The 12,293-nt window shown below is 35.7% G+C and carries 11 protein-coding genes; 1 reads left to right on the top strand and 10 read right to left on the bottom strand.

Features of this window, described 5'->3' with window-relative positions; genetic code table 11:
* Positions 1–179 precede the first annotated feature (179 nt).
* From NSQ92_RS18540 to NSQ92_RS18570, 7 genes are all read right to left on the bottom strand, one after another.
* Positions 180–1,670: a response regulator transcription factor gene (locus NSQ92_RS18540; protein WP_341153057.1), complete on the bottom strand. Its 1,491-nt coding sequence runs from the start codon at positions 1,668–1,670 to the stop codon at positions 180–182.
* Between the two features lie 15 nt (positions 1,671–1,685).
* Positions 1,686–3,377 carry a sensor histidine kinase gene (locus NSQ92_RS18545; RefSeq protein ID WP_251688168.1) on the bottom strand — a complete coding sequence of 564 codons (1,692 nt, stop codon included), beginning with the start codon at positions 3,375–3,377 and terminating at the stop codon, positions 1,686–1,688.
* 12 nt (positions 3,378–3,389) lie between these two features.
* Positions 3,390–4,004: a DUF624 domain-containing protein gene (locus NSQ92_RS18550; RefSeq protein WP_341133009.1), complete on the bottom strand. Its 615-nt coding sequence runs from the start codon at positions 4,002–4,004 to the stop codon at positions 3,390–3,392.
* A gap of 70 nt (positions 4,005–4,074) precedes the next feature.
* Positions 4,075–5,541, bottom strand: a complete 1,467-nt coding sequence (locus NSQ92_RS18555; RefSeq protein WP_047943833.1) for an ABC transporter substrate-binding protein — start codon at positions 5,539–5,541, stop codon at positions 4,075–4,077.
* Between the two features lie 24 nt (positions 5,542–5,565).
* Positions 5,566–6,483, bottom strand: a complete 918-nt coding sequence (locus NSQ92_RS18560) for a carbohydrate ABC transporter permease (protein ID WP_047943832.1) — start codon at positions 6,481–6,483, stop codon at positions 5,566–5,568.
* Positions 6,484–6,506: 23 nt separating this feature from the next.
* Positions 6,507–7,433 carry an ABC transporter permease gene (locus NSQ92_RS18565; protein WP_047943831.1) on the bottom strand — a complete coding sequence of 309 codons (927 nt, stop codon included), beginning with the start codon at positions 7,431–7,433 and terminating at the stop codon, positions 6,507–6,509.
* Positions 7,434–7,700: 267 nt separating this feature from the next.
* Positions 7,701–8,585, bottom strand: a complete 885-nt coding sequence (locus NSQ92_RS18570) for an AraC family transcriptional regulator (RefSeq protein WP_341116491.1) — start codon at positions 8,583–8,585, stop codon at positions 7,701–7,703.
* A 146-nt stretch (positions 8,586–8,731) separates the two neighbouring features.
* Here NSQ92_RS18570 and NSQ92_RS18575 point away from each other — a divergent pair, with 146 nt between their 5' ends.
* Positions 8,732–9,472, top strand: coding sequence for an SDR family oxidoreductase (locus NSQ92_RS18575; RefSeq protein WP_341116493.1), 741 nt, complete (start codon positions 8,732–8,734; stop codon positions 9,470–9,472).
* Positions 9,473–9,567: 95 nt separating this feature from the next.
* Here NSQ92_RS18575 and NSQ92_RS18580 read toward each other — a convergent pair whose 3' ends face one another.
* The 3 genes from NSQ92_RS18580 to NSQ92_RS18590 all read right to left on the bottom strand — a co-directional run bounded on the left by NSQ92_RS18580 (position 9,568) and on the right by NSQ92_RS18590 (position 12,288).
* Positions 9,568–11,022 (bottom strand): DHA2 family efflux MFS transporter permease subunit, encoded by a 1,455-nt coding sequence (locus tag NSQ92_RS18580; protein ID WP_412973641.1) that lies wholly within the window; start codon positions 11,020–11,022, stop codon positions 9,568–9,570.
* A 35-nt stretch (positions 11,023–11,057) separates the two neighbouring features.
* Positions 11,058–11,633 (bottom strand): TetR/AcrR family transcriptional regulator, encoded by a 576-nt coding sequence (locus NSQ92_RS18585; protein WP_047943829.1) that lies wholly within the window; start codon positions 11,631–11,633, stop codon positions 11,058–11,060.
* A gap of 349 nt (positions 11,634–11,982) precedes the next feature.
* Positions 11,983–12,288, bottom strand: a complete 306-nt coding sequence (locus tag NSQ92_RS18590) for a hypothetical protein (RefSeq protein WP_095258372.1) — start codon at positions 12,286–12,288, stop codon at positions 11,983–11,985.
* Positions 12,289–12,293: the final 5 nt, after the last annotated feature.

Genomic DNA, 12,293 nt, shown 5'->3' on the forward strand with positions numbered 1-12,293 from the left:
GCTAGTTTCTTGCGCTCATTTTCTTTGTAAACTGCTTATTTATGATCTTTTCACACTAACTGAATCTATAAAGTTAAACAAGTTAGATAGCAATATGGAGAAAAACTGCGTATTTAAGAGATAAGTGTTTGTTTATTGAGGGAGGTTTTCTTTATACTTTGCGAAGCAAATCCACTTCCTCATTCATCAATCGGCTCATACAATTGCTGATAGCTGTCCCTAAACTCTTTTGGAGAAATACCACAATACTTTTTAAAGTTTTTATAAAAGTAACCTGGACTCATATAGCCAATTTTTTCGGAGATTTCATTTATATTCAGTTCTGAATTTAACAATAGATTCTGTGCTAGCTTTATGCGATAGTGATTTAAATATTGAGAAAAACTCTTATTGGTTTCTTTCTTAAATATCTGCCCTACATACATCACATTTAAATGGAGCCTTTCGGCAATTGCTTTTAATGTTAAATCCTCTTGATATTCTTCTTGGATAATTTTGAGGACATTTTGAACATTCATGCTGTATTCTCTTCTAAACCTCTTATACTTCAGATTGTCCAATAGATCTTTAATGATCATTTGCAGCTCTTTAAAGGAACAAGCTTTATTGATTTTCTCCATCATCTCTTCATAGATGAATTCATCCTGAACCTCAAGCTCGCGATAAATATCCATGAACACCAGAAAGATAATGTAACGAGTGTATGCAGGTGAAGCGGCAGATTCTATTAATTCCGTAAAGATTTGTTTAATTTCCTTTTGAATGGTTTCTATATTTCTTATCCCTAAAGCCTTCTTAAATGCCGAGAATGATATATTCGGTACATTTTCATTTAAAACATTGGCGGTTGCCGTGTCCATAAATTGTTGCTGTCTTTCATAAAAAGAACTAAGATATAAACTACTCTTTGCATGTTCATAGCTTAAGGAAACATCAGCCATTTTCTTTACTTCTTCCCCGATTCCAAAAGTCACTTTATTTTGGCAGTATAGCAATTGGATTGATTTCATTAAGCTCTCCAGTCCCCATCTTCCACCAAAATAGATAACGACCCATTGGTCTTCTTCATAATGATGAAAAAAATATAAATCTTTATTCGTATGTAACAGCTGATGAACTTGGTCATGGAGTTTCTTTTTATAGGTAAAGATCAGCACTTGATACCTTTTCATCTCCGTACTTATATCAAAGGCAGCAAGCATCTTTTTTAAATCCATATAATCAATATCATCATGTACCCAGCGTTTGAGTAAATGTGCAAATAAATATTTTTCGCCTTGGATTCGCAGCTTTTCCTCTTCAAACTCCTTGATACACTTTTTTAACGTCTCGATTAATTCCTCTTTGTTTATCGGTTTAATTAAATAATTCTCTGCTCCCATCTGGAGACTTTCTTTCACATATTCAAACTCTTGATAGCCAGACAACACAATAAAACGGAAAAAGATGGACGCTTCTTGTGCTTGTTTTAGAAAGTCAATCCCAGAAAGGATCGGCATGGTTACATCGGTTATCACAATATCTACCTTTTGTCTTTTTACAAATTCAAAAGCCTCTTGCCCATTACCTGCTGTGCCGACAATTTCAAATCCAAGATTCTCCCAAGGAATCAACTTTTGCAAACCTCTTACAATCATATATTCATCATCAACAAGCAGAACTTTATACAAAGCTATCCTCTCCTTTTAAAACAAGATTTCGATTGTTAATCCGCCTAATGGATTGGTCTTTAACCTCATGCTGTATGTATCTCCAAAAAAGGATCGCAATCTTGCATTTACATTATGTATGCCGATAGAGGACTCTAACTGATTTTCTGAAGAAGGCGTTTTCAATAATTCGTTGATTTTCTTTAATTTATCTTCGTGTACTCCTGTTCCGTTATCTTTGATTAAAATGCAGGTATACCCATCTTGCTTTGAGACCTTTACACTAATTGTATTGTTTTTCCTTGTATGATCAATCCCATGTATAAAAAAATTCTCCACCAGCGGCTGAATAGAAAATTTAGGGATGCTAATTTCTCCAAGCTCCTTTTCTATCTGAAACCCGTAAGCGATGCGATCCCGATAGCGCATTTGATACAAATAAGCATATTTCTCACAAAATTCGAGCTCGTGTCTGATTGTAACTACTTTCTCTTGGGTGATGCTGTTTCTTAACAAGCTTCCAAAAACATAAACAACATTCGATAATTCATCGGCCCCTTCACTTACCGCATACATACGAATGTACTCAAGTGTATTATAGAGAAAATGCGGATCAATTTGAGACTGAAGCGCCCGCATATTAGCATCCTTTTGTTTGATTTCTAAGTTATAGATATCCTCAATATTGCGATTAATGCTATCTAACATCTGATTGATACTATGAGAAATATCCTTTAGCTCCCCTTGCTTCGTCTTTTCTTCAATGCGTACTTCCATATTCCCGTTTGAAACTTGATTGGTTCCTTTTTGAATATCTTCTACTTGAATCACATATCGTTTAAACGTTTTTCGGAGCCCAAAAAGGAGAATACCGTCTAAAATAGCACTAACAAATAAAAAGAAAAACAGACTTTTCATCGATTCGTTATTTACTTCCTTTTTACTGATGAAAGCGAGCACCTCAAAGTCATTGCTTGTATGAACACTTTTAATATAATATTGTTTTTCTAAATCCTTAAGACTAATAACGGAAGACTCTTCTAAATTTGCTGCAATCTTTTGTTGGAGCACAGAGTCTTGTCTGTATTGTCCTTGATAGTATACTAGTTTTTTTGTATCAGAAATAATTGCTGCTTGAAGAGACGTTTTCTCTTTGTCATTATCTAAAATCCGTTCTAATTCTTTATCATTAAAAACAATTGATACAATTCCAATTTGTGATAAAGTATTGGGATCCTTTATTGCTTTTTGGTAGACTACTTGATTGTTGCGGATAGGAGTATGGAAATACTTCTTGCCTCCCTTGTTTTCCTTCGTTGAATAATAGACTTCTTTATAATCATTTAATGAAATGGTTACCGATTCAATATCATCATCCAAGTAATACATCTCTGTTACGATTCGCGGAAGATAAAGAAAGGCATTATTTTTTTGCTCACTTAACGATTTTTGTAAATATGCTGCTGGTTCTAACTCAAAATACTGATACATACTTGTGATCATCTCTGAGCTGGCCATTAAATTAGCAACTACTTTATCTAACTTTTTCTCATTGTCTGTCACAATATTTTCTAATTGATTAGCGACCCTCTCAACAGAATCGATTGCGGTCCTTTGCTTATCCTGGCTTGTATTATAGCTGACTAATAAAGCAAAAAGAGTAACAGCAGAAATTAAGATAATAGAATATGTTTTTAATAGTGAATTAATAAAATACTTACTTCCCAATTAGCATCATCCTTAAGATACATATACGAGTTTTTGACTAAGTCTTATAAATAGCTTATTGGAAATAAAGCTAGCTAGTATGATAAACAGCGAGATACTTCCGAATAAAATTAGGGCAGGATTAAAATAGGTAAGAACAGAAATGCCAGCGAGCAGCCCTCCTAGTTTAAGGAGTGTCCAGAAGTCCATAAAGAACAAGAGAAACGACAGCTTCCATACATCTTTTATCGCTGCTTCATATTGTGCCTCAATAAAGAGCGAAAACAGGAAGCTGATAGCCATTAAAAATAGGGCAAAGATAAGCAAGAAGTCAATGATGAGAAAGAGCAAATGATTAATTTGAAGGGAAAAATAAAGATTATAGCTTAAAATGACACCTAATAGCAAAAATCCGTAAAAGGAGAAATTGCCACGTTTATAGCTAGTCTTAAAGGTAGAAAAAACATTCTTCCATGTTAATTCCTGATGGTCCCAGCGGTACTCTAAAGATAGCTTTACAATCGTTAACAATGCAGGGCCAATACCAAAAATAATCCCCCCCATTATAGTCAGCAGCCAAAAATACAGATTCAGTTTTACTACTACATAAAATCGGTTAAAAAAAGTAGTCAAAAAAGAGGCAATCATATCGCTTTTCTCCTTTCTATTATATGATGAGAAAAGGCACGTTAACTAGAGCTAACGCACCTTTTAAAGATTAGTTTTTAGAGGCTTGAAATGCATCAAATTGCTTCTGCATTTCTTCGCGGACTTTTTCATACCCCGCGCCTTCTAATTTCTCATTTAATTCAGGGATTGCTTTATCTGGATCTAATGTTCCTGTGTTTAATCCATCAAGGTATTGGCTCATTACATTCGAAATATTGGTGATTTCTGTTTTCACGGAATCTGTATTAAAGGTGAAGCCTAGAATTGGAGAGCTTGTAGCATTGGCAATATTTTCATCTCGCTCTTTGATCTGTTCGTCAGTAATAGAATCTTGAACATAAACAATCTTATTATTGCCTGTATTCCAAGCTGCCATATGATTATTTGACTTATAGCCATCTAATAATTTTACTTTGTTTTCTCCGGCCTTCTCCCACGCTTTTCCTTCTTCCCCATAAATAAGACCATTTAATAGTTCTGGATCAGAATTTAGAAGACCTAAGAACTCTACTGCTTTTTCTTTATTCTTTGAGTTACTAGAAACAACAAAGTTTGCCATTTGCGCTTGTGCTGTAGACTTAATCGGATCTGTAATCGGCATGGAAACTATTGGCTGCTCTGCAACTGTTGATAAAAGGGTATCACCATAGTCATACGGTCCTTGTGTCTCTTGGCGAACAAACCATGTACCACTATTTAATGGGTATTCCGTATTGCTTGTTGCTGCATCCTTAGCAATATATCCTTTATTGTAGTATTCATGCATAATTCGTAAGTTTTCTTGCATTTGATTATTCTCATACTGATTAATAATTTTGGCGGTATCTCCATTTAAATCCACTGCAAAAGGCATGCCATTTCCTAAGACAAAATCCATATTAGGGAGAACGCGGAATCCTTGCCCAACAGAAAATGGCATGACGTCTTTTTCGTTTTCTTTTATCACTTTCAAAAGCGGCTCAAGATCTTTGTATCCTTTCACATCAGAAATATCTAAATTATATTTATCAATATATTGCTTATTAAATGAAAACATCGTCTGTGCGTACACATTACCATTTACCGGGAACGCATAAAGCTTTCCATTCACTGTATTCCCTTCAATATAAGCTGGATCCAGCATGTCATAGGCTTCTTTCGCATATTTTGGAAGTAATTCCGTTAAATCTGCATAAGCACCTTTTTGCGCATTTGTTACATAGTTATTGGCATAGGCAATATCATAATTTTCACCAGAGGATACGATAACGGACATTTTTTTCTCATAATCGCCCCAGCCAATATACTGTAAATTAACACGAACGCCAATTTCCTTTTCCGTTTTCTTGTTAACATTCTCCATTAATGTATCAAAATTTTCCGGTTTATCACCAATTTGATACATTAATAAGGTGGTTACACCATCTTTAGAACTGTTATCTGCTGTTGAATTTCCTTTTAAACTACAGCCAGCTAACACAGTGCCAATCAGTAACATCAAAACAAGTAGAAAAGGAACTTTTTTCTTCATTTTCATATACCATATCCCCCTTTTATTTACTTACTCTTTTACCCCGCCAATTGTTAAGCCGCTAACAAAATAACGTTGAAAAAATGGATAGCTGCATGCAATCGGTAAGGTAGAGATCACAACCATCGCCATTCGCGTAGCCTCTTTTGGAATAGCGGCAAGGCCACCAGATAAGTTTCCACTTAAGCCCGCATTTTGGGTCATAAAATCAATATTGCTTTGGATTTTCATCAATAAGTATTGCAGTGGAATTAGATTATCACTTTGAATGTATAGCAGTGCATTAAACCAATCATTCCAATATCCTAGTGCGGCAAACAGGCTTATTGTTGCAATTCCTGGCACCGCTAATGGTAAAACAATTTGTGTAAAGATCCTCATTTCACTTGCCCCATCAATACGGGAAGATTCAATAATCGATTCTGGCACCTGTCTTCTAAAGAATGTTCGCATCACGATGATGTTAAACGGACTTAAAGCCATAGGAAGAATAAGAGCCCACACGGTATCTTTTAACTGTAGCATATTCGTCATCACAATATAGCTTGGTACCATTCCAGGACTAAATAACATCGTAATTAAGGCAAAGATGGTGAAAAATCGCTTATAACGAAAATTCGGCCGAGAGATGGCATAAGCATAGGTTGATGTGAATGCAACATTGATAAAAGTTCCGACAACTGTTACAAATACGGTAATAAATAAGGATTGAATAATTTGCGTTTTTAAATCAGCTAAATATGTGTACCCTTGAATACTCCACTCACTTGGCCACAATGCATATCCATTTGTTATTAAGGCTGTTTCACTTGTAAACGATATAATGATTACGAATAAGAAGGGAAAAATACAAGAGAAGGCAAACAAGCCTACCATGATATTAAAAAAGATATTTGTTTTTCGACTAAAAGTTCGGACACGAACATGCTCTATTTTTTTCTTTTTCACTGTATGATTTGGACCTCCTTTCCTCAAAACAATGCAGATTCTTCATCAAATTTGCGAACAATGAAGTTAGCCAGAACTACTAAAATACAGCCGACAACTGATTGATAAAGACCTGCAGCTGCTGTCATCCCAATATCACCTGTACTTGTCAGTCCGTTATAGATATAAGTATCTAAGACACTTGTTACTTCATATAAAGCACCTGAGTTTCTCGGGATTTGATAGAATAATCCAAAATCAGCTCTAAAAATATTGCCGACAGATAAAATAGATAGAATAGATATTAAAGGTACTAACTGCGGAATCGTGATATTTTTAATCTGCTGCCATTTCGATGCTCCATCAACCATCGCAGCTTCATAATAATCCGAGTTGATTCCCATTATACTCGCAAAATAAATGACACTATTATAGCCGACACCTTTCCATATTCCTAAGACGATTAAGATAAATGGCCAATATTTTTGCTCGTTATACCAATTAATTTCTTCCCCGCCAAAAAGAGTAAGGATACTATTCATTAATCCTTTATCTGGACTTAAAAATGCAAAGACAAAATAACTGATAATAACCCATGATAAAAAATAAGGGAATAGCATCGAAGTTTGATAAATCTTAATCATTCTTTTTGAACGCAGTTCACTGAGTACTATTGCCAAGAAAACAGCAAAAATCAACCCTAACACAATAAATGCCACATTATATAAGACAGTATTTCTTGTAATCAAGTAAGCATTATTGGAAGAAAATAAAAACTTAAAATTATCAAACCCAACCCACGGGCTTTCCCGCAAGCTTTGAAAAAATCCGCCACTTGAATAGTGGAAATTTTTAAATGCCACAACATTCCCGAATACCGGAATATAAAAAAATAAAATAAGCCAAATAGTTCCAGGCAATGCCATTAACAAAAAGGCCTTATTTCTCCACAAATTTCTTAACATGGCCATTTTTCTATCCCTCCTTTCTTTAGAAAACGCTTTCTTTTCGGTATAGCTAAATTATAATATCGAAGAGAGTGCTAACCAATAAACAAATTATAGGAAAAACTAAACGAATTATATGTTTTTTTAGGTAAAATATAAATATGATAAACAAAATCTTAAATAAGGTTACATCCTTAATATGTACTCAATCATAACGCACTTTTGAAAACTTAATGATTGTCAGCATAAAAAGAAAAACCTGCCATTTGTGCTCCAAATAGTAGGTTTTCCTTATTTCCAATTATCTTGTAATTTTTTCACATCACTTTTTGGCGGCAATCCAAACAATCTGCTATATTCTCTGCTGAACTGCGACGGACTTTCATACCCAACTTGAAAAGCTGCTTCCGCTGCTTCTAATCCTTCAGCTATCAATAACCTGCGCGCTTCCTGTAAACGAATCATTTTTTGGAACTGCAAAGGAGACATACCCGTAATCACCTTAAAATTATGATGAAAGGAAGAAAGACTCATATTCACAGCTTTAGCTAATTCCTCTACGCGAAGCGGCTCGGCATATGCCTGATTTATCAATTGAATGGTTTCTTTTATCGCCTGGGCATGAGTTCCTAAAATGGCAAATTGCTTTATCTGATCACCATCCTCCTTCTGTAAAATCCGATATAATATTTCCTTTTGATATAATGGTGCAAGAACAGGGATATCCTTTGGAGTATCAAGCAGCCTTATTAATCTAAGTAAGGCATCTGTCATTTCAGAGGTGGTTTTATTTACAAGCATCGCTCTTTTAGGAGGATCTGAAACTACTTCCTTATGATTAGCAACTGCTTCTAAAATCTGTTCTGTCGTAAATCCAAGTCTAATACATAAATATGGCTTTTCCTTCATAGCCTCTGTTATTTTCCCGCGAATAGGCAGATGCACAGATATAACTAGATACTGGCTGGAATCATAGCGAAATATCGCCTCCCCCAACATCACTATTTTGGAACCTTGTATAATGAAACAAACAGAAGGCTCGACAATAGAATGAAGCGGTTCTGTTAATGTGGATGCTCGGACAATGCTTAGATGGTTAATTTCTGTTGCGTGTGTACCATCTGTTTTAAAGTATTTTTCTACCAGTTCCGTTAACTCATTTTTATTATTCACCATATCCCCCCCTACTTTTCATACATTTTACCTCTTATTTGGAGAATTAGGCAAAGATTATACAGAAATCTTCTATCACTCTTGCTGAAAGTTTTCTTATCATTACAGTATGTTATCTAAAGACTAATAATTAGCTATGGGAGGAAGAAATGAAGCATTTACAAGATAAAGTCGCTATTATAACTGGTTCATCGAGAGGAATAGGAGCAACTATCGCAGAAGAACTTGCTCAATTAGGGGCGAAGGTGATAATTAACTATTCAAGTAGCTCAAAAAAAGCTAAAGAAGTTGTTGCAAGCATCGTGAATAAAGGTGGAGAAGCTATTGCAGTTCAAGCAGATGTCAGTAAAGTTAAAGAGGTAGAACGTTTATTTATAGAAACCCTTCAGCACTTTGGAAAAATAGATATTCTTGTTAATAACGCTGGCATAATGCACACTATACCATTAAAGGCTGTAACAGAAGAAGAATTTGATTTACATTTCTCCATCAATGTAAAAGGAACTTATTTTGCTTGCCAACAAGCGCTTCAGCATATGGAGGCAGAAGGAAGAATTATTAATTTTTCCACCTCTGTAGCAGGAATGATGTTCCCTGGTTACAGCCTATATGCAGCAACAAAAGGAGCTGTCGAACAAATTACAAGACAGCTGGCAAAAGAATTTGGTCCCAAAAAAATCACTATAAACACGATTTCACCTGGTCCTACAAATACCGAGCTGTTTATGGATGGCAAAAGCCCTGAACAATTAGAAAACCTAAAAAAACTAAACGCCTTCGGCCGCTTCGGAGAAACGGACGATATCGCAAAAGTTGTCGCCTTTTTAGCGAGTGAAGATGCTCGTTGGATTACAGGTCAGACTCTTCGCGTTAATGGTGGAATGGTTTAATTGTAAGAAAAAAAATCGATTGAAAGAATGGGATTCACACTGAAAAGTGCAAATCGATATTCCTCCAATCGATTTTTCATTATATTATTTTGCTATTAATGAGATGGATGGTCTACTTTCACTCGTTTGATAAAGAACGATAGAACTAGACCAATGATTGCAACAATAATCGCAAAGCTAAATGATTTCTGTACACCAGCTGTAAAGGCAAGCAATGGACTTAACGGGTTGGTTAAATCGGTCGCACCACTATCTATATATTCCGCTGACCCTGAAGCTAAAAGAGAAATAGCAATTGCTGTTCCGATAGCTCCACCAACTTGCTGCAACGTATTCATAATTGCAGTTCCATGTGGATATAATTCAGGCGGCAATTGGTTTAAGCCATTTGTTTGTGCCGGCATCATTACCATAGAGACACCAATCATTAATACAATCAGCAAAGCAATAATAAAACCTGATGATGTATCAATATCAATGGTAGAGAATCCAAATAATGCAAGAGTTGCTAGTGCAAGACCAGGAATAACTAACCATTTTGGACCAAATTTATCAAAGAGACTTCCCATAATTGGCGAAAGCAATCCATTAATTAAACCACCCGGCAGAAGAAGTAACCCTGCTGTAAATGTGCTTAATGCTAGCACATTTTGTAAATATAGCGGCAATAAAATCATGGATGAAAGCATAACCATCATAATCATGATGACAAGTACTAAACCTATAACAAACATTGGATATTTAAAAGCACCTAAATTCATCATTGGCTGCTCACTTCTCACTTGAAGAATAGCAAACAAAATTAATGATATTAGTCCAATGGCAATAGAAATAATTACTTCTAAGCTGCCCCATCCGCCGCCTTCTCCAGCATTACTAAACCCGTAAACAATACCACCGAATCCAATTGTTGATAAAATAATCGATAAAATATCAATCTTTGGCTTCGTTAATGTCGTTACATTTTGCATAAATATACTGCCGAAAACAAGCGCAACCACAAGCAGTGGCAGGGAAATCCAGAAAATCCAGTGCCAAGTAAGAGAGCGAAGAATTAATCCAGAAATAGTTGGCCCTACTGCCGGAGCAAAACTAATGACCAACCCCATCATCCCCATTACTTTTCCCCGTTTATGCGGGGGAATTAACACAAGAATTGTGTTAAACATAAGCGGTAATAATAGTGCTGTACCAATTGCCTGAACAACACGAGCAACCATTAAGATTGTAAAGGTCGGCGCAATTGCTCCTATAAGCGTTCCCGAAATCGAAAAAATAAGGGAAGTAATAAATAACTGTCTTGTCGTAAACCATTGTAGAATAAGTCCTGACACAGGCACTAAAATTCCAAGTGTTAATAAATAACCTGTTGTTAACCATTGTACGGTTGTTTCGTTAATACTAAAATCCGTAATAATTGTTCTTAATGCCATATTCAGTGCCGTTTCACTAAATAATCCAATAAAGCCCGCAATTAAAAAGGAGGCAATAATCGGCACCGTCTTAAACTCCGTTTTCCCAATTGTTTCGCCTTTAGCGGGAATATCCATTGTCATATTTCTTTTCCTCCTTTAAATCCAAAAAATCACTGTTTTAACAGCACTGCTATTTGATTCGAAATGCAACGCAGGGGGTTACTGCTCTTATTCGTGAGAGCAAGCATGCACCCACCTTCTATCATTGCATTTAACGTAATACCCAGTTCCTTTGCCAGTGGTTCTGCAAAGCCAAAGTCCTCTAGCCTATTTGTATAAAGCGCCTGCCAATCGGTAAAAGTAGCATCACATGCCAAGCGCAGCGTTTCATGTGTTAACGCTGTTTCAGAAGCAATCAGACTAATTTGCAAGCCTTCAAGTGCACTGCAGCCCATCTGATCAAATTCATTTGCGATAGAATTCACATGTTGTTGAAAGGCAGCTACAGGTGTTTCCCCGCTATATAAGTCTGCTTTCATTTTCTCTACTACTAGCTCTCGCATTCGCTTAATTGCTTCTAATGCAATTTCTTCTTTCCCGTTTGGAAAGTGATAATACAAGGAGCCTTTTGGAGCACCACTCTCATCAATTATTTGATTAAGACCCGTTGCATGGAATCCTTGCAGTTGAAATAGTTTCGTTGCAGTAGTTAGAATTGCTTCTTTTTTATTGTTGCCTTTTTTCATTCGATCATCTCTTCTTAAAAGTATTATAACAACTGGTCTACATAATATTAATGTGACATTCTAGAAGTGTCAAGAAAATAATAGCTGATTTTGCTTCTTTTTATGCAAAAATTACTGATTCTTTATCTATTTTTTACAGTAAAGGGCTTTCATTTATATTCTTCACCAAGATGCCTTCTGCTGCAGTTATTTCATCAAAAAAAATACTGGAATAAGTATTCCAGCCAAACAGCCCTTAGAACAATTATACGGACATATTAAATCCATTCGTCTAATTATAATGGGGCTATGTTTTTTTAAGAAAGATAAGTTGGTGGCAATCTCCCGCAGACTGAATACTTATCCTGGCTTATTGTGGTAGGAAGTCGTAAACGATTAAAGCCATTGATAAGAGGCCCACTGTCAAGAATACTAATAAGTTTCCAACAATAGAAAGGTATTTCAAGCGACTTTTTTCGCCTTTTAATCCGAATATCAGTCCGACTAAAGGGATGATAGATATACTTGCTAATATGCTATAACCGAGATAATCGTTCCCAATTCCAATGCTGAATCCTGTTTCATCATATAACTTCCCCATCATGTTAGCTAGAATAAAGACAACAATAGAAGCTAAGAAGCAATAAAAAGATATGCTAGTGTTCTTGCTTTTCATTCGCC

The organism is Niallia sp. FSL M8-0099 (assembly GCF_038006945.1).
Taxonomy (GTDB): Bacteria; Bacillota; Bacilli; order Bacillales; family Cytobacillaceae; genus Niallia; species Niallia circulans.

What these genes read in the sequence shown, in the direction of transcription:
- NSQ92_RS18555 (WP_047943833.1), bottom strand. Translation starts at nt 5,541, where the DNA reads ATGAAAATGAAGAAAAAAGTTCCTTTTCTACTTGTTTTGATGTTACTG.
- NSQ92_RS18585 (WP_047943829.1), bottom strand. Translation starts at nt 11,633, where the DNA reads ATGAAAAAAGGCAACAATAAAAAAGAAGCAATTCTAACTACTGCAACG.
- NSQ92_RS18550 (WP_341133009.1), bottom strand. Translation starts at nt 4,004, where the DNA reads ATGATTGCCTCTTTTTTGACTACTTTTTTTAACCGATTTTATGTAGTA.
- NSQ92_RS18580 (WP_412973641.1), bottom strand. Translation starts at nt 11,022, where the DNA reads ATGGATATTCCCGCTAAAGGCGAAACAATTGGGAAAACGGAGTTTAAG.
- NSQ92_RS18570 (WP_341116491.1), bottom strand. Translation starts at nt 8,585, where the DNA reads ATGGTGAATAATAAAAATGAGTTAACGGAACTGGTAGAAAAATACTTT.
- NSQ92_RS18590 (WP_095258372.1), bottom strand. Translation starts at nt 12,288, where the DNA reads ATGAAAAGCAAGAACACTAGCATATCTTTTTATTGCTTCTTAGCTTCT.
- NSQ92_RS18565 (WP_047943831.1), bottom strand. Translation starts at nt 7,433, where the DNA reads ATGGCCATGTTAAGAAATTTGTGGAGAAATAAGGCCTTTTTGTTAATG.
- NSQ92_RS18575 (WP_341116493.1), top strand. Translation starts at nt 8,732, where the DNA reads ATGAAGCATTTACAAGATAAAGTCGCTATTATAACTGGTTCATCGAGA.